16 protein-coding genes and 21 tRNA genes are annotated in these 22,272 nt (G+C 41.4%); 6 read left to right on the forward strand and 31 right to left on the reverse strand.

What is annotated here, in order from left to right; translation table 11 throughout:
- Positions 1-126 precede the first annotated feature (126 nt).
- From LD028_RS17685 to cydB, 3 genes are all read left to right on the forward strand, one after another.
- On the forward strand, positions 127-282 hold the full coding sequence (locus LD028_RS17685; RefSeq protein ID WP_009361637.1) for a DUF1540 domain-containing protein: 156 nt from the start codon (positions 127-129) through the stop codon (positions 280-282).
- Positions 283-462: 180 nt separating this feature from the next.
- A complete protein-coding gene (locus tag LD028_RS17690) occupies positions 463-1,812 on the forward strand; it encodes a cytochrome ubiquinol oxidase subunit I (protein ID WP_237812563.1) in 1,350 nt (449 codons plus the stop codon).
- Complete coding sequence (cydB, locus tag LD028_RS17695) at positions 1,802-2,830, forward strand: cytochrome d ubiquinol oxidase subunit II (protein WP_237812564.1); 1,029 nt, start codon at positions 1,802-1,804, stop codon at positions 2,828-2,830. Before LD028_RS17690 ends, cydB begins: the two co-directional genes overlap by 11 nt.
- A gap of 11 nt (positions 2,831-2,841) precedes the next feature.
- On the opposite strand, the gene LD028_RS17700 is transcribed toward cydB, so the two are convergent.
- From LD028_RS17700 to LD028_RS17720, 5 genes are read right to left on the reverse strand one after another with little or no spacing between them, the layout of a single operon-like run.
- On the reverse strand, positions 2,842-4,272 hold the full coding sequence (locus tag LD028_RS17700; protein WP_237812565.1) for an o-succinylbenzoate--CoA ligase: 1,431 nt from the start codon (positions 4,270-4,272) through the stop codon (positions 2,842-2,844).
- Positions 4,273-4,328: 56 nt separating this feature from the next.
- Complete coding sequence (menB, locus tag LD028_RS17705; RefSeq protein ID WP_006320645.1) at positions 4,329-5,147, reverse strand: 1,4-dihydroxy-2-naphthoyl-CoA synthase; 819 nt, start codon at positions 5,145-5,147, stop codon at positions 4,329-4,331.
- Complete coding sequence (gene menH, locus LD028_RS17710) at positions 5,137-5,964, reverse strand: 2-succinyl-6-hydroxy-2,4-cyclohexadiene-1-carboxylate synthase (RefSeq protein WP_237812566.1); 828 nt, start codon at positions 5,962-5,964, stop codon at positions 5,137-5,139. Before menH ends, menB begins: the two co-directional genes overlap by 11 nt.
- 2 nt (positions 5,965-5,966) lie before the next feature.
- Entirely contained in the window at positions 5,967-7,700 is a 1,734-nt protein-coding gene (menD, locus tag LD028_RS17715) for a 2-succinyl-5-enolpyruvyl-6-hydroxy-3-cyclohexene-1-carboxylic-acid synthase (protein ID WP_237812567.1), read from the reverse strand.
- Positions 7,693-9,051: an isochorismate synthase gene (locus LD028_RS17720; RefSeq protein WP_237812568.1), complete on the reverse strand. Its 1,359-nt coding sequence runs from the start codon at positions 9,049-9,051 to the stop codon at positions 7,693-7,695. The genes menD and LD028_RS17720 overlap by 8 nt, the downstream gene beginning before the upstream one ends.
- 157 nt (positions 9,052-9,208) lie before the next feature.
- On the opposite strand from LD028_RS17720, the gene LD028_RS17725 reads away from it, so the two are divergent.
- Both LD028_RS17725 and LD028_RS17730 read left to right on the forward strand, forming a co-directional pair.
- Positions 9,209-10,144, forward strand: coding sequence for a 1,4-dihydroxy-2-naphthoate polyprenyltransferase (locus LD028_RS17725; RefSeq protein WP_237812569.1), 936 nt, complete (start codon positions 9,209-9,211; stop codon positions 10,142-10,144).
- 89 nt (positions 10,145-10,233) lie between these two features.
- Positions 10,234-10,965: a yteA family sporulation protein gene (locus LD028_RS17730; RefSeq protein WP_237812570.1), complete on the forward strand. Its 732-nt coding sequence runs from the start codon at positions 10,234-10,236 to the stop codon at positions 10,963-10,965.
- 40 nt (positions 10,966-11,005) lie between these two features.
- On the opposite strand, the gene LD028_RS17735 is transcribed toward LD028_RS17730, so the two are convergent.
- The 5 genes from LD028_RS17735 to glgB are packed head-to-tail and all read right to left on the reverse strand — an operon-like array spanning position 11,006 to position 18,886.
- Positions 11,006-13,393, reverse strand: a complete 2,388-nt coding sequence (locus LD028_RS17735) for a glycogen/starch/alpha-glucan phosphorylase (protein ID WP_237812571.1) — start codon at positions 13,391-13,393, stop codon at positions 11,006-11,008.
- Positions 13,380-14,834 carry a glycogen synthase GlgA gene (glgA, locus tag LD028_RS17740; protein WP_237812572.1) on the reverse strand — a complete coding sequence of 485 codons (1,455 nt, stop codon included), beginning with the start codon at positions 14,832-14,834 and terminating at the stop codon, positions 13,380-13,382. Before glgA ends, LD028_RS17735 begins: the two co-directional genes overlap by 14 nt.
- Positions 14,831-15,853, reverse strand: coding sequence for a GlgC family sugar phosphate nucleotidyltransferase (locus LD028_RS17745; protein WP_237812573.1), 1,023 nt, complete (start codon positions 15,851-15,853; stop codon positions 14,831-14,833). Before LD028_RS17745 ends, glgA begins: the two co-directional genes overlap by 4 nt.
- Positions 15,841-17,013: a glucose-1-phosphate adenylyltransferase gene (locus LD028_RS17750; protein ID WP_237812574.1), complete on the reverse strand. Its 1,173-nt coding sequence runs from the start codon at positions 17,011-17,013 to the stop codon at positions 15,841-15,843. The genes LD028_RS17745 and LD028_RS17750 overlap by 13 nt, the downstream gene beginning before the upstream one ends.
- Positions 16,961-18,886 carry a 1,4-alpha-glucan branching enzyme gene (gene glgB / locus LD028_RS17755; RefSeq protein ID WP_237812590.1) on the reverse strand — a complete coding sequence of 642 codons (1,926 nt, stop codon included), beginning with the start codon at positions 18,884-18,886 and terminating at the stop codon, positions 16,961-16,963. The genes LD028_RS17750 and glgB overlap by 53 nt, the downstream gene beginning before the upstream one ends.
- 274 nt (positions 18,887-19,160) lie before the next feature.
- On the opposite strand from glgB, the gene LD028_RS17760 reads away from it, so the two are divergent.
- Complete coding sequence (locus LD028_RS17760; protein ID WP_237812575.1) at positions 19,161-20,138, forward strand: cation diffusion facilitator family transporter; 978 nt, start codon at positions 19,161-19,163, stop codon at positions 20,136-20,138.
- 148 nt (positions 20,139-20,286) lie between these two features.
- Here the strand turns inward: LD028_RS17760 and LD028_RS17765 are convergent.
- The 21 genes from LD028_RS17765 to LD028_RS17865 form a co-directional block, all read right to left on the reverse strand.
- Positions 20,287-20,358: transfer RNA gene (locus tag LD028_RS17765), tRNA-Glu, on the reverse strand.
- A 21-nt stretch (positions 20,359-20,379) separates the two neighbouring features.
- Positions 20,380-20,470, reverse strand: a tRNA-Ser gene (locus tag LD028_RS17770).
- Between the two features lie 5 nt (positions 20,471-20,475).
- Positions 20,476-20,550 (reverse strand) — tRNA-Asn (locus LD028_RS17775).
- Positions 20,551-20,569: 19 nt separating this feature from the next.
- Positions 20,570-20,643, reverse strand: a tRNA-Ile gene (locus LD028_RS17780).
- 5 nt (positions 20,644-20,648) lie between these two features.
- Positions 20,649-20,719, reverse strand: a tRNA-Gly gene (locus LD028_RS17785).
- A 22-nt stretch (positions 20,720-20,741) separates the two neighbouring features.
- A tRNA-His gene (locus tag LD028_RS17790) sits at positions 20,742-20,817 on the reverse strand.
- Between the two features lie 8 nt (positions 20,818-20,825).
- Positions 20,826-20,898 (reverse strand) — tRNA-Thr (locus tag LD028_RS17795).
- Between the two features lie 28 nt (positions 20,899-20,926).
- Positions 20,927-21,019: transfer RNA gene (locus LD028_RS17800), tRNA-Ser, on the reverse strand.
- Positions 21,020-21,032: 13 nt separating this feature from the next.
- Positions 21,033-21,109, reverse strand: a tRNA-Ile gene (locus LD028_RS17805).
- Between the two features lie 8 nt (positions 21,110-21,117).
- Positions 21,118-21,191: transfer RNA gene (locus LD028_RS17810), tRNA-Met, on the reverse strand.
- A 12-nt stretch (positions 21,192-21,203) separates the two neighbouring features.
- Positions 21,204-21,279 (reverse strand) — tRNA-Ala (locus LD028_RS17815).
- 7 nt (positions 21,280-21,286) lie between these two features.
- Positions 21,287-21,363, reverse strand: a tRNA-Pro gene (locus LD028_RS17820).
- A 20-nt stretch (positions 21,364-21,383) separates the two neighbouring features.
- Positions 21,384-21,460 (reverse strand) — tRNA-Arg (locus LD028_RS17825).
- A gap of 8 nt (positions 21,461-21,468) precedes the next feature.
- A tRNA-Leu gene (locus LD028_RS17830) sits at positions 21,469-21,554 on the reverse strand.
- A 9-nt stretch (positions 21,555-21,563) separates the two neighbouring features.
- Positions 21,564-21,638, reverse strand: a tRNA-Gly gene (locus LD028_RS17835).
- A gap of 4 nt (positions 21,639-21,642) precedes the next feature.
- A tRNA-Leu gene (locus tag LD028_RS17840) sits at positions 21,643-21,723 on the reverse strand.
- Between the two features lie 4 nt (positions 21,724-21,727).
- Positions 21,728-21,803 (reverse strand) — tRNA-Lys (locus LD028_RS17845).
- 10 nt (positions 21,804-21,813) lie between these two features.
- A tRNA-Thr gene (locus tag LD028_RS17850) sits at positions 21,814-21,889 on the reverse strand.
- Between the two features lie 43 nt (positions 21,890-21,932).
- A tRNA-Phe gene (locus LD028_RS17855) sits at positions 21,933-22,008 on the reverse strand.
- Between the two features lie 5 nt (positions 22,009-22,013).
- Positions 22,014-22,089: transfer RNA gene (locus LD028_RS17860), tRNA-Asp, on the reverse strand.
- Positions 22,090-22,094: 5 nt separating this feature from the next.
- Positions 22,095-22,171 (reverse strand) — tRNA-Met (locus LD028_RS17865).
- Positions 22,172-22,272 lie beyond the last annotated feature (101 nt).

A 22,272-nucleotide genomic window follows, 5' to 3' on the forward strand; every position in this document is an offset into this window, starting at 1 on the left:
GAGAATGATTATCTGTGTCAACATATAATGATAAAAATTCTCATTATTTTTGCTCATTTTTTCATGTTATGTCTTGCCAATGTTTTGTCTACACTAACATCAGCATAACGAAAGGAGGGAATGATTGTGGCAAAAGATGTACTTTGTGAGGTGCAAAACTGTCAGTTTTGGTCGCAAGGCAATCGATGTAGTGCAGACGCAATCTATGTCGTAAGCCATGCCGGTGCAACAGCGACGAGCTCGACAGAAACAGACTGTAAAACGTTCCAACCAAACGAATAACTAAAAACCCCTTGCCTGTCGCAAGGGGTTTTTCACTTTTTCATGTTAAAAACAATGAATAGACACATTTTTTTAAAATTATCGCCACAGTTTTGCAACATTTCCCTCACCGCTTCTTCACGTCTTAGGGTTACTCTTATACATAGTAAAAAAACATTTTGTATCGTTGGAGGGGAATATATGAGCGACGTGCTTTTACTTAGCCGTTTTCAATTTGCCATTACTGTTTTTTATCATTTTTTATTCGTCCCGTTGACCATTGGTCTTATTGTTTTAATTGCATGGATGGAAACACAACATGTACGAACAAAAAATCCGCTTTATCGACAAATGGCAGATTTTTGGGGGAAATTGTTTGCTATTAACTTCGTTCTTGGCGTAGTCACAGGCATTACGATGGAATTTCAATTTGGTACAAACTGGTCTGAGTATTCGAAATATATGGGGGATATTTTCGGATCTCCACTCGCCATTGAAGCGCTCGTTGCTTTCTTTTTAGAATCAACATTTATGGGCATTTGGCTATTTGGGAAGGATAAAATTTCACCAAAACTTCGTGCGTTTTCGATTTGGATGGTTGCGCTTGGCACAAACATTTCTGCGCTTTGGATTATTACAGCAAACGGCTTTATGCAAAATCCGGTTGGGTATATTGAAAGAAACGGACGTATCGAACTGCAAAACTTTTGGGAAGTGGTAACAAATCCATATGCATGGCATATGTTCGTTCATACCGTCGTCAGCTGTTATATCGTTGGAGCGTTTTTTGTCATGGCAGTGAGCGCATGGCACTTATTACGAAAACAGCATGTCGAGTTTTTTAAAAAATCGTTTCAATATGGGCTCATTTTAGGATTGATCGCCGCAACAGCGACACCGTTTATCGGTCATAAATCAGCATCGTTTGCAGCGAAAATGCAACCAGCTAAAGGGGCTGCACTTGAAGCAGTTTGGGAGACAAAAGAAAGTTTACCATTTCACATTATTCAAATTCCAGACCCAAAAAATGGGCAAAATATCGTTGAATTTTTAACGATCCCGAAGCTCGGTAGCTATTTTTATACACATTCGTTTGATGGAAAAGTCGTTGGATTTGATCAAATTCCAAAAGATGAACGTCCAAATGTTAACATCGTCTTTTATTCATTTCGTTTAATGGTGGCGCTCGGTTTATATTTTGTCGCTCTATTTTGGTACGGATTTTACTTATATCGCAAAAACAAATTAGTGGAATCACGACGTTTCTTAAAACTTGTGATGTATTCTGTATTGCTTCCGTATGTCGCTATCAACGCTGGCTGGGTCGTTGCGGAAGTCGGACGTCAACCATGGACGGTGTATGGCTTAATGCGCACAGCCGAAGCCGTATCACCAATCTCCCTTTCACAAATCATTTTCTCACTCGTCAGCCTCGTATTGTTTTATACTATCTTGCTTATTGCTGACGTGTACTTAATGTTGAAATATGCGAAAAAAGGACCGTACACATCCGCGGCTACGAAAGGTGGGGGAATGCAACATGTCTCATGAAATAGTTGCGATCATTTGGTTTGGTCTATGGGGACTTATTTGGACGATATACTTTGTGTTAGATGGATATACGCTCGGTACAGGCATGTTGTTTCCGTTTTTAGCGAGAAACCGTCAAGAGCGAAATCAACTACAAGAAGCGGTTGGACCGTTTTGGGGTGGCAATGAAGTATGGTTAATTACAGCGGGCGGAGCTACATTTGCTGCGTTTCCAGCTGTTTACGCTGACTTATTTAGCTTCTTATATACGCCGATGATGCTCATTTTATTCGCGCTCTTTTTCCGTGCTGCTGGATTGGAATTTATGCATAAAGACGATGCACCGCTTTGGCAAAAAAGTTGGAAATGGGCATTTACAATTAGCAGTTTTGCTTTAGCACTTTTATTTGGCGTTGCCTTTGCGAATTTGTTTTACGGCTTAAAAATTGGCCCATCTGGATATGAAGGAACGTTTTTTAGTTTGCTTCATCCGTACGGTTTGTTAGGCGGATTATTGTTTATCAGTTTATTTATCGTCTCTGGTGCTCTTTGGGTCATGCTAAAAACGGTTGGAGAGGTAGCGGAGCGAGCGTATGCAGTCGCGCGCCCTGCTGCTATTGTTGCAACGGTCATATTATCCCTTTTCTTCGTTGCAACAAGTAATCGGACACCTTTGTTTCACAACTTTACAAAAGCACCAATTCTTTGGGTCGTTCCAGCGCTTACTTTCGTATGTGCATTACTGATGTTATTGTTCGTTTGGCAAAAACGAATTGGACTTGCATTTACGAACATTTGCTTGACGATTTTCACACTTATGGCAACTGGTTTTATCGGCATGTTCCCAAATATGCTTCCTTCCCGCATCAACGATGAATATAGCACAACGCTTTTTGAAGCAGCAGGAAGCGAATTGAACTTAAAAATTATGCTCGGCGTCGCCATCGTTATGGTACCGATCGTCGTAGGCTATCAACTTTGGAGTTATAAACTGTTTAAAGAAAAAATTACGAAAGAAACAGCGAAAGGATATCAATAAGAGGAGGCTTTTTACGCCTCCTCGACCCATTTTTTTAGCTTATGGCGCATCAGTTTGTTTGTAGCATTGCGCGGCAAATGATCAACAATGTAAATTCGCTTTGGCACTTTATATTTAGCCAATTTACTCATACAAAACAACTTTAATTGTTCTTCCGTTGCTGTCCCATCATATAATACAACAAATGCATGTGGCACTTGTCCCCATGTTTCATCAGCAACTCCAATGACGCCTGCTTCTTTTACTGCCTTATGTTCCAAAAGTACCGCCTCAATTTCGGCAGGATATACATTTTCTCCACCAGAAATAATTAAATCTGAACGACGGTCAAGCACATATAAAAATCCTTCTTCATCCATATATCCAACATCTCCGGTATATAACCAACCATCTTTTAAAACCGCATTCGTTTCCTTTTCGTTTTGCCAATACCCTTTCATGACGCTCGGACCTTTGACAACAATCTCTCCTACTTCATTGGCATTCAGCCGGTGTCCGTCTTTTTCAATGCGAATGCCCATATGAAACAGCGGCTTTCCTGCTGAGCCATGTTTATGACGAGCATCTGGAGGTAATGTAGCCACTTGAGAAGCAGTTTCTGTCATACCATATGTTTGATATACAGGTATATGCCAATTAGCACACGACTGCAATAACGGTTGCGAAACAGGTCCTCCTCCAACGAGCATACAACGAAATGACGAAGGATACGGCTGCTTGAGTTGCTGAATTATTTGTTGCACCATGGTGCTGACAGCGGACATCATCGTAACTTTCCCTTGCAAAATAAGCTCATTGCTACGTTTCGCGTCAAATGATGACATAATATAAACACTCATGCCATAAATGACGCTCCGCATTAAAATCGACAAACCACTAACATGAAAAAAGGGAACAGCCGCAAGCCAACAATCATTTTCATGCAAGCCAAGATTTAAAGCGGAGCCAATCGCACTCCACCAATGATTCCCATATGTTTGCATAACTCCTTTTGGCTTTCCTGTCGTCCCTGATGTATACATAATGGTTGCTACATCATCAAGATGGTACATCGTTTGCCATTCTCCATCTCGTTCTCGGAGTTTTATAAATTCATTCCATTCAATTACTCGTTCGTCTGGAAATGGCTCATCACAAATGACGAAACGCGCCCCACTATGATCCAACTGCCACTTTATTTCTTCTATCGATAAGCGTACATTTTGTAACAAAACAATCGCTCCGATATAATGAAGCGCATGAATGACTTCGACCATATGTATACTATTTTTCATTAAGATAGCTACAATGTCGCCTTTTTTTACACCGAGATAAACAAATTGCCTTGCCCGTTTTACTGTCCGATCATGAAGTTCCGCAAATGAAATCGCTTGTGTGTCATCGTATAGCGCTACACGATTCGGAGTTAAATGTGCACGTTGACGTAACCAATTTGGAATCATGTTCACACCACCTTCAAAAAAACAGCTTGATGTATGCACATCAAGCTGTTTTATTTTTATGGAAAACGCGGGAACTGCTTGAAGTCCGGTTTTCTCTTTTCTTTAAATGCATCGCGTCCTTCCTTAGCTTCATCCGTTGTATAGTAAAGAAGCGTTGCATCTCCAGCAAGTTGTTGAATGCCTGCAAGTCCATCTGTATCTGCATTAAACGCAGCTTTTAAGAAGCGAATAGCTGTCGGGCTTTTTTCTAAAATTTCTTCCGCCCATTTCACCGTTTCTTCCTCTAACTGTTCAAGTGGAACAACTTTATTCACTAGTCCCATTTCTAGCGCCTCTTGGGCATTGTATTGGCGACATAAATACCAAATTTCACGCGCTTTTTTATGACCGACAATGCGCGCCAAATAACCTGCTCCATATCCTCCATCAAAGCTACCGACTTTCGGACCTGTTTGACCAAAAATCGCGTTATCTGCTGCAATCGTTAAGTCACAAACGACATGTAGCACGTGACCACCGCCGATCGCATAACCTGCAACCATCGCAATAACCGGCTTGGGAATAACACGAATTAAACGTTGCAAATCTAATACGTTTAAGCGCGGAATTTGATCATCCCCCACATATCCACCATGTCCACGCACTTTTTGGTCGCCACCCGAACAAAACGCTTTGCCGCCTGCACCTGTTAAAATGATGACACCAATATTAGAGTCGTCACGTGCATATGCAAACGCATCAATTAATTCCATTACTGTTTTCGGACGAAACGCATTATGTACTTCAGGACGATTAATTGTGATTTTTGCAATGCCGTTATACGTTTCGTACAAAATATCTTCATATTCCCTCTCTTTTATCCATTCAATCGCCATACAATAAACCTCCTCTTAGCACAAATTGTTGAACAAGCGTACCAAACCGCTCACGCTGCTCCATATGCACAACGTGTCCAGCTTGCGGAACGGCAATGAGCGTTCCGTTTGGTAATAATTGTACCATTTCTGACGCAATTCGACAAAACTTTTCATCGTCTTCTCCACAAATCAACAATGTCGGCATATGTAATTGATGCAATGCCCCCCACCAAGAAGGTTGTGCGCCTGTCCCCATCCCACGTAAACTGTTAGCTAGTCCAATCGCTGTATGCTGTAACCGTTCTTCACGGAGCCGTTGTTGCACACTTTTTGGTAACCGTTGAAGAGAAGAAAATAACGGAATGTTCTCCCAGCGATCGACAAATGAGGCGACGCCATGTTTTTCAATAAATTGTGCTAATCGCTCGTCTTCTTCGCGACGTTTCATTCTTTCTTTTTCTGTTTTTAGACCGGGAGAGCTACTTTCTAATATGAGCGTTTGAACATACTGCGGATAAAGAACCGCAAATGTGAGCGCAAGTCTTCCCCCCATGGAATATCCTAATACATGCGCTTTTTTTATTTCTAATTGCTCCAATAACGTAGCAATATCTCTCGCGACGATCTCGATGTCATATCGCTGTACAGCTGAAGGAGCATCCGTTCGTCCGTGACCGAGAATGTCAATGGCGATGCACTGCATATGTTGGCTCCACGTTGAAATAAACGGATGCCACGTTTGACAGCTGCCTGTAAATCCGTGTAGTAACAACAGCGGTTGTCCATTACCGTACATTTCCACATAATACGTTTGTCCTCGAACGACAAACTTCATGTTCATTCCCCTTTATTCAACAAGTTGGACATTTCCTGGGAAACATCTTTCCACAATTTCCGATGGATTTTGACATTATATTCACGTGATGTCGGAACTTCAATGACGTTTAATGTCGGGCGTGAAAGAGCGTCCGTCATCGCTCGTCGAAAATGTTCCCACGTCTCTACTTTTTCATAATGCCCATTATACATGTCAACAGCATGCTGAAATGATAAATGTGTCGGCGTACCAAATAACCGTTCGAAATGCTTTGGTTCATTCGCTTGCGGTAAGAAAGAGAAAATACCTCCGCCGTTATTGTTTAGCACGATGATTGTCGCATGTAGCTGTTGTAATTTCGCTGCCAACAAACCGTTTAAATCATGATAAAACGACAAGTCGCCAATCACTAACACAAGTGGTTGGGAAACGTAACTTGTCCCAAGAGCACTAGATACAACTCCATCAATGCCGTTTGCTCCTCGATTCGCTAGTAAACGGATTCGTTTATTCGATGACATAAAAAACGTATCCGCATCACGAATAGGCATACTGTTGCCAACGTAGAGTGTTGCTTTGTCTGGCAATAGGTTGGCAAGTTCAATAAATATTTTCCCTTCAAACATGCTCGTCTCTTCTTCTGCTTTCAACAAAATGTGTTTTGCACGTTCATTCATATATTGCCACTTGCTCATCCATTGCGACGAACGAAGGGAATGTGAAGCACGTTGCGCTAAATCATAACAAAATTGAACCTCATTTGCTTCTATCAGTACTTGAAGCGCCAACGTTGGATCGCGCCATTGTCCCGCTTCATCGACAACTATTTGTTTTACTTGTTTATGCTTTTGCAACCAAACATAAAGCGATTTCGATACAGGCATCGCTCCGAACCGAATAACGACATCTGGAACAAACTTATCCGCAAACGTTTCATTTTTTAACATCGCATCATACGATTCAATAATACATCGTTTCTCGTGTGTACCTGTCCGCAATGGAGAGAGAGGATCTGCTAAAATAGGGTATTGCAATGCTTCCGCTAACTTCACAACTGCCTCAGAAAAACCTTCGATATGCAAATCTCCGCATATAATGACCCCTTTTTCGACACCGCTCAACTCCGCATGCAACTCATCGATCATCTCTTCACAAAGATGCTTACTTCCTTTATACACGATGCGAGTTGGAGAAGATGGCAAAAACAGCGGCTCATCGATCGTTGGAACGAGTGGTTCGCGCAACGGTACGTTAATATGAACCGGTCCTTTTGGGACAGACGATGCAACGTATACCGCACGAGCAGCCACCATTTCGGCATAACGAAGCATTCGCTCATTTCCTTCTGGAAGCGCCATATCAACAAACCATTTTACATATGAACCATACATATGCAACTGGTCAATTGCTTGTGGAGCGCCAACATCACGCAGTTCATGAGGGCGATCAGCCGTAATCACAACGAGTGGGACACGTGCATAATAAGCTTCAACGATTGCTGGATAATAATTTGCTACTGCTGTCCCTGATGTACAAACAAGAGCAACTGGCTCTCCAGAAGCCTTCGCCATGCCCAATGCGAAAAAAGCAGCGGAACGTTCATCAATATGAACATGAATATTTAACGTTGGGTGTTCAGCCATAACCATCGCTAGAGGAGTGGAGCGAGAACCAGGGCTAATGACTACTTGGTGTACTCCCATATGAGCTAGTTGCTCAACGAAAGCTGTGACATACGCTGTCATTTCATTCATCTCCATCACCCCCTAACGCTGATAACATCGGTTTAAACTTTACATTCGTTTCCTCGTATTCATTATGTGGATCGGAATGAGCAACAATGCCACATCCTGCAAACAAATGTGCTTTATTGTCTTCAAGCAATGCCGAACGAATCGCAACAGCAAACTCTCCGTTTCCGTTCGCATCAACCCAACCAATCGGAGCGGCATACCATCCACGATCAAGCGGCTCAATCTCCCGAATCGTTTGTACCGCCTTTTCTTTCGGAAATCCCCCGAGCGCAGGGGTTGGATGAAGCCGTTCAACGAGTGAAAAAATCGAGACGCCTTCCTTCACTTTCGCCTGAACAGGCGTATATAAATGTTGAATATGTCTCATTTTCAAAAGCGTTGGTTCGTTCGGAATGACAACTTCCGTACATACTTCATTCATTGCTTGTTTAATCATATCGACAACAAACGCATGCTCGCGGCGATTTTTATCGTCTTGAAGCAACCAACGTCCAAGTTCTTCATCTTCTTTCACCGTATGTCCACGGCGAATCGATCCCGCCAAACAAGCTGTTTCACACGTATGCCCATTCTTTCTCACAAGTTGCTCCGGAGAAGCCCCGATGAAGCAAGTAGAGCCATTTTCAAAAGCAAAAATGTAGCTCATCGGTTGTTGCTCCCGTAAAGCACGTAACACATGAGAACGATCAATTCGCCGAGAAGAAGAAAGAAATAATTCACGTGCTAAAACGACTTTTTCAATTGCATCATTTCGAATAAGATCTGTCGCGTAATGAACGGCACGGAGCCATTGGTCACGAGCAACTTCTTCTTTTTTCACAATGTGAGCACGATGCCAATCGCTCTCATCACGTGTGTGAAATAAAGAATCGATCATTTCTTCAATCTGATTGAGCGATTCATGAACAACATTGACTGTTAGCCATATTTCATCTCGTTGCTTTGTTAACAAAAATGTAGGCACAACAAATTGGGCAGAAGGAAATTCAATCCAATGTTCATCTGACTGTTTCAGCGGGTCAAAGGCAAATCCTCCAAACATCAGTGGCCCTTGCCCTTCAATGAAAGCGCCTTCTACAATTTGTTTCCATTCTCGTTCGACGTCACGAAACCGCTTTTTCGTCTTTTCTTTGCTTTTTATAACTTGAGCTCGTCCAAGTCCAACAAATGTTCGTTCGTGCAAGCAATCCGACCAGTAAAAACGTTGCCCATAAAATAACGTTTCACCCGCAGAGAAAAAAGCAAGCGGATCGATTTGTTCCATTCTTATGGTAATACTAACCATATGCTCTTTTTTCCCTAATACATGACGCAATTGGTCAATAACTTTGTTTTGATATAAAGTAACCACCTTTTATCACGCCTATACTTAAACTTTTTGTCCCTTTTCCATTATAATATTGTTTTTTAGAGATAGGAAACAATTTATATTGTCAAGACATTGACACATTTTCCCCACTTCCCTAAACTTATTGTGAACGACATTTTACTTAAAGGAGAAGAATAGTATGCCAACACCAGTACGTTCAAATACTCAAACGGTTCATTATAAACGAGACTGGCGCGTTTGGTGGCGATTATTGCGTCCACATACGCTTACTGCAGCGTTCGTTCCTGTTTCCATCGGCACTGTGCTTGCAGTAGATGAAACGCCAATTCACTTCCCTTTATTTTTTTCTATGCTCATTGCTTCATTATTTATCCAAGCAGCAACAAATATGTTTAATGAATATTACGACTATAAACGAGGGCTTGATACACCTGAATCCGTCGGAATTGGTGGAGCGATTGTTCGCGATGGCATCTCACCAAAAACAGTTTTACTGCTTGCTTGGTCTTTTTTCGCTATCGCCATGTTACTTGGCGTTTATATTTGTGCCAACAGTAGTTGGTGGCTAGCTGTGATCGGCACTATTTGCATGGCAGCAGGCTATTTTTATACAGGCGGACCCGTTCCGATCGCCTATACCCCATTTGGTGAATTAGCAGCAGGGTTTTTCATGGGTCTTACCATCATTTTAATTTCATTTTTTATTCAAACGGGCACAATTACATCAACACCTGTTCTTGTTTCTGTTCCCATCTCTATTCTAGTTGGTGCTATTTTATTAGCCAATAACATTCGCGACTTAGACGGAGACAAAAAAAGCGGACGAAAAACGTTAGCCATTTTACTCGGTAGAAAACGTGCCATTTGGTTGTTAGGCGGCATGTTTGTCACATCATTTTTATGGATTGTGTTACTTGTTTTTACGAAAACGATTTCGCCATGGACATTGCTCGTATTTTTCAGTGTCCCAAAAGCGTGGCGAGCAACGAAGGGGTTTATTGGAAAAACGAAACCGATCGACATGATGCCAGCCATGAAAGCAACAGCTCAAACGAATACGCAGTTTGGATTTTTACTCGTTATCGGTCTATTTATTCATTATTGGATGCAATAATTGTTAAGAAAAACCATAGTCTTGGCGCTATGGTTTTTTCTTTTTAGTCCATACTATGCGTAGTTAAAACTTGAAGGAGGGAATTTATTGTGCAGGATATATCTGCTTTACGTGACCGTTTATTGCAAGAAAAACGACAAATTGAGCAACGGTTGAAACAAAACGATCATTTCGGCCTCACGCGAACATCTACTCATGATTCAGTTGGCGAATTATCGAATTATGACAATCATCCTGCTGATACTGGCACAGAATTATATGAACGAGAAAAAGATATTGCGCTGAACGAACATACAGAAAGAGAGCTTCATGATATCGAGCTTGCACTTCAAGCGATGGAAGATGGGACATACGGTATTTGCAAAGTATGCGGGAAACCCATTCCGTTCGAACGTCTCGAAGCCATCCCGACGACAACATATTGTAAAGAACATAGCTCTGACCAATTTATTTCACAACAGCGCCCAATTGAAGAAAGTATTTTGTCTCCTCCATTTGGCGAATTTGTCGTTCATGAAGATGTAGAAACTTTCGATGCTGAAGATAGTTGGCAAAAGGTTGCTCGCTTCGGTACATCAGAAACACCTTCAGATGTTCAAGAAGATACGGTACACTATGATCGCATGTATATTGATGCTGAGGAACAAATCGGTTACGTCGAACCGTTTGAAACATTTGCGGCAACCGATCTTTATGGAACGGGCATTACAATTTATCCAAACATTGTACATGAACAATATGAACAAATGCTCGATGACGAACAACTCATGTCTCCGCTCGGTGATCTTCCAGCTTACGAAAAAGATCCTTATACTTCATAAGAAAGTCCTGTGAGCATATGCTTACAGGACTGACTTTTTGTTAGTGAATACGCCAAATGTCATGAGCGTATTCTTCAATCGTTCGGTCACTTGAAAAATATCCAGAACAAGCGATGTTCGTCACGCTCATTTCTAACCACTTTTGGCGATTTTCATACGCTACTCCCAATCGTTGTTGTGCATCAGCATACGATGCGAAATCCCGTAGGACAAAATATTGATCATTATGAGCAAGCAACGAATCGTAAATCGGCTCGAAGTGATCATATGCATCTGAAAAAAAGCCATTCACAAGCTGATTTACAACTTGATGAATCCGTTGATCATGGTGATAATATTCATACGAATGATATCCACCGTTGGCATAATAGTGCAACACTTCTTCTGCAGTCAATCCAAAAATAAACATATTGTCGTGACCGACACGTTCTAAAATTTCAATGTTGGCCCCATCGAGCGTTCCGATCGTCACAGCTCCATTCATCATAAATTTCATGTTTCCGGTCCCTGATGCTTCTTTGCTTGCCGTCGAAATTTGCTCACTTACATCAGCGGCTGGAAAAATTTTTTCTGCCAATGAGACACGGTAATTTTCTAAGAAAATAACTTTTAACCGCCCATTAATTTGTTCGTCGCTGTTCACCTTTTGTGCAACAGAATTGATTAACTTAATAATCCGCTTCGCATAATGATATCCCGGCGATGCTTTCGCGCCAAAAATAAACGTACGTGGATACATATCAAAATGTTCATCTTCTTTTAATCGGTTATATAAATGCATAATGTGGAGTACATTTAACAACTGTCTTTTATACGCATGTAACCGTTTCACTTGCACATCAAAAATCGATGAGTCGTCTACAGTCACCCCTGTTTTTTCGTAAATATATTTAGCTAACTTTTGTTTATGGTGATGTTTCACTTTTTCTAATCGTTCTTGAAATGCATGATCAGTTGCATACTTTTTCAACTGAATAAGCTGCTCAGGCTGCTTTATCCATTCCATTCCGATCGCTTCGGTGATAAGAGAAGAAAGCTCCGGATTTGCTTTCAGCAGCCAACGGCGATGGGTAATCCCGTTCGTTTTGTTATTAAATTTTTCTGGAAAGTATTCGTAAAATAACTTCATTTCCCGATGCTTTAAAATTTCGGAATGTATTTTCGCGACCCCATTCACACTATAGCTCCCTACAATCGCTAAATGGGCCATTTTCACAAGCCCATGAGCAATAATCGCCATCTCCTCGATTCTTTTCCAATCGCCAGGATATCGATTCCATAAATCACGACAAAATCGTTCATTAATTTCTTGCACAATCATATAAATTCGCGGCAGTAGCGGTTGGAAAATGTAAATAGGCCATTTTTCCAACGCTTCAGATAATGTTGTATGATTTGTATAAGAGATCGTATTTGTCGTAATGTGCCACGCTTCATCCCATCCCATTCCTTCCTCATCTAACAAAATTCGCATCAGTTCTGGAATGGCTAGAACTGGGTGGGTGTCATTCACATGAATCGCTACGTGTCGATGGAAATGTTGTAAATGTCCGTATCGTTGCCGATAGTCGCGCACAATGCTCCCAATGCTTGCAGCAACAAGAAAATATTGCTGTTTTAACCTTAAAATTTTTCCTTCATCGTTCGTATCGTCTGGATACAAAAATTCAGAAATAGCTTCTGTTTCTCGCTTATATTGCATGACATGTTTATGAAGAGGAAACTTCGCTGGCTCCGCACTCCATAGTCGCAGCGTGTTGACAGTTGTCGTATCATACCCGATGACCGGCATATCATAAGGAACGGCCATCACTTTTTCTACATCATAATGTCGAAACGTTAATCGACCGTTTTGTTCGTAGCACTCCACTTTCCCCCAAAAATTGACCTCTACCGCTAAATCTTCTTTTTTCACTTCCCAAACATTCCCATGACGCAACCATTGCTCTGGAAGCTCCACTTGATAACCATTCACAATTTTTTGATCAAATAAACCGTGCTTGTAGCGAATACCTTGCCCATGTCCAGGTAAGTCAAGAGAAGCAAGAGAATCTAAAAAACAAGCAGCTAATCGACCAAGCCCTCCATTTCCGAGACCTGCATCTATTTCCGCTTCTTCAATACGAGCCAATTCAATGCCGAGCTCTTTTAATCCTTGCTCCACGACATCGCGTATACCAAGATTCATTAAATTGCTGCCCAACAAGCGACCTAGCAAAAATTCAATGGACAAATAATATACTTGTTTTTTATGTTCAGCACGATATCGTTCATTCGTCTGAATCCAATGTTTGCTAATGTACTCACGAATCATATGGCCTAACGTATTGTATTGATCCAGGACAGTGGATTCCCAAAACCGCTTTCCATACATCATTTCTAATCGCTTCAAAAACGTTTGTTTAAACTCTTCCTTATCCGTGAACATAGATGCCACTCCCAGCCATTAATTCGTCGTATAGTTGATTGTATTTAAATGCCGATTGTGCCCAGCTGTAATCCTTGTTCATTGCTTGTTTCATAATTGTCTCCCATATTTCTTTTTGTTCATAAAATGACCGTGCGCGCTGAATGGTATATAACATATCATGCGCATTAAAGTTTTTAAACGTAAATCCCGTCCCTTCTTTCGTAAATTCGTTAAATGATTGTACCGTATCGTTTAATCCACCTGTTTCTCGAACGATCGGCACAGCCCCGTAACGCATAGCAATCATTTGTCCGAGACCGCACGGTTCAAATTGAGATGGCATTAAAAACATGTCCGCACCGGCATAAATTTGATGTGCAAGCTGCTCTGAAAAACCAATATATACACGCACACGATCAGGGTACGTCATCGCCATATCATGAAAGAAATGTTCGAACTCCCATTCCCCTGTTCCGAGAATGATCATTTGCACGTTTTCTGCTATTATTTCGTGAAATACACATTTCACTAAATCTAATCCTTTTTGCTTTGTTAACCGCGACACAATGGCAATGACAGGGACATCTTCTTCTGATGGCAAAGAAAAATGTTGTTGGAGAGCTCGTTTGTTAATGCTTTTTCGCGCAATTGTCGTTACATCATACGGCACTGCAATATACGGATCTTTTTTCGGATTGTATATTTCATCGTCAATTCCGTTTAAAATGCCAACTAGATGCGAACTTCTCGCCCGCAATAACCCGTCAAGCCGTTCACCATAATATGGCGTTTGAATTTCCTCTTTATACGTTGGACTGACCGTTGTAATCATATGCGCCGAGACAAGCGCCCCTTTCATAAAACTGACGTTTCCATAAAACTCTAAATGCTCAATAGAAAAATAGCGGTCGCTTAAATTCAGCAAGTCCCCTAAAATTTCGCGTGGGAAAATACCTTGAAATTGTAAATTGTGAATTGTAAATACCGTTTTCATTCGTGCGTAAAATGAATTGTTCGTATATTCTTCACGCAATAAAAATGGAATCATACCTGTATGCCAATCATGGCAGTGGATTACATTCGGTTGAAAATCAATGACCGGAAGAGAATCGAGTACAGCGCGACAAAAATATGAAAAACGCTCGCCGTCATCGTAATGTCCATATAATGAATCTCGCTTAAAGTAATACTCATTGTCGACGAAATAATATGTAATTCCTTCATATTCTAATTGTTCAATTCCACAATATTGTCTTCTCCAACCAACACGAACGACAAGCTCAGCAATTTTATGCATTTTTTTTCGCATATGTTCTGGAATTAACCCATACTTTGGTAACATGACACGTACATCTGTCCCAAGCTTTTTCAACTCTTTTGGTAATGCACCAGCCACATCTGCTAACCCGCCTGTTTTTACGAATGGTACACATTCTGATACGACAAATAATACTTTCACGATTTCATCAGCGCTCCTTGTATTGTTCCTTTTCGAATGACGATTGGCTCCTTCGGTGTCCCAGTTAATTTCACCCCATCGCCAATTCGGGCATCTTTATCAACAATGACATATTCAAGATGACAGTTCTCTCCAATTTGACTTTTTTGCATAATGACACTATTTTGAACGACAGTCCCTTTTCCGATTTTCACAGCTCTTGAAATAATACTACTTTCAATTTCTCCTTCGATCACGCATCCATTCGCGATCATTGTGTTACGAACAAAAGCATGTGAGGTATATTTTGTCGGTGGTTCGTCTTTTACTTTCGTATAAATCGGTCTTCCTTTCAAAAACAACTGCTTCCATATTTCTGGTTGAAGAAGCTCTAAACTATGATAAAAATAACGTTCAATACTATCAATGATCGCAACATATCCATCGTATTCATAATCGCACACCGTTAACCCATTTGTTTCATCATTAACAACATCCACAATACTTTGATAATGATTTCTTTGTTGGTTAGCAATCAAATCGAGTAACAACGATGTTTCTAAAATGAACATGTCAATCGATCGCCCTTGATGACATACGCGTGTAATGTCGCACCCATTAGCAATATGTCTTCGCAGCACTTCTTCATAATCGATGTTACATACTGTATAACTATTGCAAATGAGGGCGTACTTTTGTGTACTTCGCAAAAAATAATCGATATGTTGCTGGAAATGTTGAAATGATCCAATATGAGAAATCGGGAGATCTGGCGAAGGAAAAAAGAATAAGCCATCGCGTTTTCGATTCAAATCCCAATTTTTACCTGAACCTAAATGATCCATTAACGAACGATATTGATATTTTGGGAAAATGGCGACACTTTCAATCCCTGAATTAACCATATTTGATAAAACAAAATCGATTAATCGATAGCGCCCAGCGAACGGAACAGCGGCAATAGAACGTTGAAGCGTCAAATCATTCATTTCACGCTTATATGTCGTTGCATCAATAACCCCGAGCATTAATTTTCCCACGCTTTCTCATCCTCTCTCTCTGAAAAATGTCCCAAAAGCTCCTCTGTCACAAGAATGACTTCCCCGTCAAATTGATCGGCACAAATGAACGTTCCATCGGGAATTTCCATGTTTGGTGGAACAATCGCTTTTTCAATATATACATTTTTACCAATTACAGCATTAGGCATAACAACGCAATCTTTTACTGTTGCACCTTGTGCAACATACACCCCTTGAAACAAAACAGAATGCTCCACATTCCCCTCAACAATGCATCCTTCATTCACTAAAGACTCTTTCACATGCGCATACGGAGCAATATATTGCGGCGGTTCATTCGGATTCACTGAATAAATACGCCACGTATAATCAAATAAATTTAACGCTGGGGTATCTTCTAGTAAGTCCATATTTGCTTCCCATAAACTTTTTACCGTTCCGACATCTTTCCAATATCCTTTAAATGGGTAAGCAACGAGTCGCTTTTTTTCATCAATTAACAAAGGAATAATATCTTTGCCAAAATCATGGCTTGAGCGATCATTTCGATTATCCATTTCCAAATATTCTTTCAAAATCGACCATTTAAAAATGTAAATGCCCATCGAAGCTAAATTATTTTTCGGATGTGCTGGCTTTTCTTCAAATTCGACAATTTCCATCTCTTCATTTGTATTCATAATTCCAAAACGGCTCGCTTCTTCCCACGGTACTTCAATAACAGAAATCGTCACATCTGCCTTCTTTTCAATATGATATTGCAACATATCTGCATAATTCATTTTGTAAATATGATCGCCAGAAAGAATGAGCACATACTCTGGATCATACTGCTTTAAATAGTTTAAGTTTTGATAAATCGCATTTGCTGTCCCTTTATACCATCTCATTTCCGACGATTCAGCATACGGTGGAAGAACGGTTACCCCACCATTTTTCCGATCTAAATCCCACGCGCTCCCAATGCCAATATACGTGTTTAACTCTAACGGCTGATATTGGGTGAGTACCCCAACTGTATCAATGCCAGAATTGGCACAATTACTTAGTGTAAAATCAATAATGCGATACTTTCCTCCAAACGGAACAGCCGGTTTAGCTAAATTTTTTGTTAATGAGCTTAATCTACTCCCTTGCCCCCCCGCGAGTAGCATAGCGACGCACTTTTTTCGTACCATGGTTTCCCTTCCCTTCTCTTTTTCTTGTAGGTCGTAAAATTGTTATAGCATACGGCGGAATGGTCATTTCAATATGATACGGCTTCCCGTGGTATGGTTGTTCACGTGCCGCAAGCAATTTTTTGTTTATGTGCCCCGTCCCCCCGTACGTAACATCGTCACTATTGAATACTTCTCGATACGATGTAAGAAGCGGTACACCAACTTTGTAATCATGATATGTGACGTTTGTAAAATTACAAACAATAATTAACGTATCTTCTTCTTTTTTTCCTCGCCGAATAAAAGAAAAAATACTCTGTTCAGCGTTGTTTACATCAATCCATTCGAAACCGTCTGGATCGTGATCACATTCATATAATGCTTTTTGTTTTTTATAAAAATGCGTGAGAGACTTCACGTAGTTATCCATTTTTCGGTGCATATCAAAATCAAATAACATCCAATCAAGTTGCTCTAGGTCTTTCCATTCATCAAACTGTCCGAACTCCCCACCCATAAACAACAGTTTTTTTCCTGGGTGCGTCATGAAATAACCGTAAAGCAAGCGGAGCTGAGCAAATTTATCCCAATAATCGCCCGGCATTTTGTTTAATAATGATTTTTTTCCATGTACTACTTCATCATGAGATAAAGGCAAAATGAAATTTTCTGTGTAGGCATACAACAACGAAAACGTCATTTTATGATGCATATGTTTTCTTTCGTGCATGCTCGTTTCCATATAAGTTAATACATCATTCATCCAGCCCATATTCCATTTGTAGTTAAATCCTAATCCACCGTCGTACGTCGGTGCCGTCACTTTCGGCCAATCCGTTGAATCTTCGGCAATCATTAATACGTTTGGATCAAAAGCAAAGACAACTTCGTTTAACTTTTTTAAAAATGAAATGGCATATGGATTTGGATGTAATACGTCACTATTTGGCCAATAAAGCATATTCGCCACCGCATCTACACGAAAACCGTCAATATGATAATATTGTAACCAAAACAAAGCATTCGAAATTAAAAAGCTGTGCACTTCTGGCTTCCCTAAATCGAAATTAGCTGTTCCCCAAACAATATTTTCCCGATCTTGCATATTCACATATTCATACGTCGGTTCGCCATCAAACATATATAGCCCATGTGCATCTTTACAAAAATGTCCCGGAACCCAATCTAAGATAACACCGATTCCTTCTTGATGACAGCGATCGATAAAATACATAAGATCGTGGGGCGTCCCATAGCGACTCGTTGCAGCATAGTAACCCGTTCCTTGATATCCCCATGAACGATCGAGCGGATGCTCAACAAGCGGTAACAGTTCAATATGAGTAAATCCATGCTCAACAACATAAGGAATTAACTCATCTGCCATCTCCGCATATGTATAACATTGCCCATCTTCTTTCTTTTTCCACGTTCCGAAATGAACTTCATAAATAAACATCGGTTGCTCATAAATAGGCTTTCGCTTCTTTTTTCTTTGCCACGCTTGATCGTTCCATTTGTATCCATCCAACTGATATACAATAGAGGCTGTATGGGGGCGTTCTTCAGCATAAAAAGCATATGGATCTGCTTTAAGAAGAGTGCATCCATCTTTTGTTATAATTTCGTATTTATATAAATGTCCTTCTAAATTTTCTGGAACAACAATCATCCATACTCCTTGATCGTTTATTTTTGTTAATTCATGCTCCTCTCCGTTCCAATCGTTAAATGTCCCAACAAGCCGAACTTTTTTGGCATGTGGGGCCCATACACAAAAACGCGTTTCCGTTCTCCCGTCTCGTTTCACAAGATGTGCGCCGAATAAATGATAGCTTTCATAAAACGTTCCTTCGTGAAATAAATGCAACTGCAAATCGGTTGGACTCATCGTTAGCAAATGTTCATCCTTCCTTTCCTAAAGGGATACAAAATCACTCCGTACTGATATATTACACTACGCCATGTAAAATTCCTGTAAGAAAATTAAGATATTTTTCGACAATGTTCAACAAATCACATGCTAAATATGGCGAAATGAAAATCAATACGAACGTCCATAAAATTGTCGTTTGATTGTCAAATGATAATTATATAGAATATTTTATAGTAATTATTTTTTATATTTTTTTATATTTATTATAAATAATAAGGGGGGCGTTTATATGTACGATTTTCATCATTTACCGCATGTAAAAGTGCAGACAACATCAAAAAAAGCACTTTGGACGACATTGTTATTAACCGCTTTTTTCACGATTGTGGAAGTCATAGGGGGCATTTTATCAAATTCCCTTGCTTTATTGTCAGACTCAGCACACATGGCGTCCGATGTGATTGCATTAGGGTTAAGTATGATTGCCCTTTATTTAGCTTCTCGTCCGCCAAATAAAAAATTTACATTTGGTTATTTACGGTTTGAAATTATCGCCTCATTTTTGAATGGGCTTGCACTTGTCGTTATTGCGGTGGGGATTTTTGTCGAAGGAATCCGTCGTTTCATTCATCCCGAAACCATTCAATTTTCCTTTATGTTAACGATCGCAACAATCGGATTTATCGTTAATCTTGTGTTAACAATCGTTTTAAGCCGGAGCATGAAAGAAGAAGGAAATTTAAATGTAAAAAGCGCTTTATGGCACTTTATTGGTGATTTACTAAGTTCCATCGGTGTTATCATTTCAGCTATTTTAATTTACTTCACAGGTCTATATGTATTTGATCCCCTCATCAGCGTAGTTATCGGTACCATTATCTTCGTAGGTGGGGCAAAAATTGTTCGAGAGTCGTATTTTATTTTAATGGACGCAGTTCCGGACGAATTTGATATCGAACGCATTCGCGCGGATATTTTATCTGTTGAAGGAGTCGAAGATGTACATGAATTGCATATTTGGTCTATTTCCACCGATCATTATTCTTTAACTGCACACGTTCTCATTCATGAAAACATTCAGCCATTTTGCGTCATTTTGGCGATCAATGAAATATTAAAGGAACGATACAATCTTTCCCACGTCACCGTTCAAGTTGAGCACCCATCGATTCATCAACATGGCGAGTATGGCAAGAAATTTTTAGAGGGGAAAAATAAAATGGATATGAGTGGAGAAGAAGGATGTAAAAACGTTCCTCTTATTTAGTGGCGTTAGGCATTTTACTGATCGTATTTGTGCTTAAACTGAAACAAAAGAAAATGGCTATTCCTCTATCTAAATCCTATTTCTAATTTAATTTTGCACAAATAAGAAAGGACATCCCACAAATAATATGGGATGTCCTTTCAATTAGTGACCCGTACGGGATTCGAACCCGTGTTACCGCCGTGAAAGGGCGGTGTCTTAACCACTTGACCAACGGGCCATATATTATTTCCAAAGTGGCTGGCGGAGAGCAAGGGATTCGAACCCTTGAGACGCTCATCACGTCTACACGATTTCCAATCGTGCTCCTTCGACCACTCGGACAGCTCTCCGTAAATGGCTCCGCAGGTAGGATTCGAACCTACGACCGCTCGGTTAACAGCCGAGTGCTCTACCACTGAGCTACTGCGGAACAAAAATAAAGATTATAATGGGCCTAAGTGGACTTGAACCACCGACCTCACGCTTATCAGGCGTGCGCTCTAACCAGCTGAGCTATAGGCCCATGTAAGCGGGTGATGGGAATCGAACCCACGACATCAGCTTGGAAGGCTGAGGTTTTACCACTAAACTACACCCGCATATTTGAATTTGCAAATGTTATGGGGCGACTAGTGGGAATCGAACCCACGAATGCCAGAGCCACAATCTGGTGCGTTAACCACTTCGCCATAGCCGCCACAATGATGCCGGCTGCAGGACTTGAACCCGCAACCTACTGATTACAAGTCAGTTGCTCTACCAATTGAGCTAAGCCGGCATAATATAAAGCGATATGAAACTGTATATGGCGGAGGAGGAGGGATTCGAACCCCCGCGCGCCTTTCGACGCCTCTCGGTTTTCAAGACCGACCCCTTCAGCCAGACTTGGGTACTCCTCCGTATAATATAACATGGTGGACCTTGTAGGACTCGAACCTACGACCGGACGGTTATGAGCCGTCTGCTCTAACCAGCTGAGCTAAAGGTCCTAAGCTAGTAGCGGCGGAGGGAATCGAACCCCCGACCTTACGGGTATGAACCGTACGCTCTAGCCAGCTGAGCTACGCCGCCATTATAAATATATGGTGGAGCCTATCGGGATCGAACCGATGACCTCCTGCGTGCAAAGCAGGCGCTCTCCCAGCTGAGCTAAGGCCCCTTGAAAATGGTCGGGAAGACAGGATTCGAACCTGCGACCCCATGGTCCCAAACCATGTGCTCTACCAAGCTGAGCTACTTCCCGTCCTCATAATGATATAAACATGGCGCGCCCGAGAGGATTCGAACCCCTAACCTTCTGATCCGTAGTCAGATGCTCTATCCAATTGAGCTACGGGCGCATATGAAGTGCCGAGGGCCGGACTCGAACCGGCACGGTAGTCACCTACCGCAGGATTTTAAGTCCTGTGCGTCTGCCAATTCCGCCACCCCGGCATGGCATATTGGAGCGGAAGACGGGACTCGAACCCGCGACCCCCACCTTGGCAAGGTGGTGTTCTACCACTGAACTACTTCCGCATCATGCGGGTGGAGGGACTTGAACCCCCACGCCAGAGGCGCCAGATCCTAAGTCTGGTGCGTCTGCCAATTCCGCCACACCCGCATCATGGTGAGCCATGGAGGACTCGAACCTCCGACCCTCTGATTAAAAGTCAGATGCTCTACCTACTGAGCTAATGGCTCAAAAAGAATCTGGTGCCGGCTGCAGGACTTGAACCCGCAACCTACTGATTACAAGTCAGTTGCTCTACCAATTGAGCTAAGCCGGCACATTATATATATTTAGATAGATCAAATCCACATTATTCAAAATGGTGGCTCGGGACGGAATCGAACCGCCGACACAAGGATTTTCAGTCCTTTGCTCTACCGACTGAGCTACCGAGCCATACATGGCGGTCCCGACGGGACTCGAACCCGCGATCTCCTGCGTGACAGGCAGGCATGTTAACCACTACACTACGGGACCAACTTTGGTTGCGGGGGCAGGATTTGAACCTGCGACCTTCGGGTTATGAGCCCGACGAGCTACCTGGCTGCTCCACCCCGCGATGATAAAAGTAAACCAATGTTCATATATGGTGGAGGATGACGGGATCGAACCGCCGACCCCTTGCTTGTAAGGCAAGTGCTCTCCCAGCTGAGCTAATCC

The sequence above is a fragment of the Anoxybacillus sp. LAT27 genome (genome assembly GCF_022030075.1).
Taxonomy (GTDB): Bacteria; Bacillota; Bacilli; order Bacillales; family Anoxybacillaceae; genus Anoxybacillus; species Anoxybacillus kestanbolensis.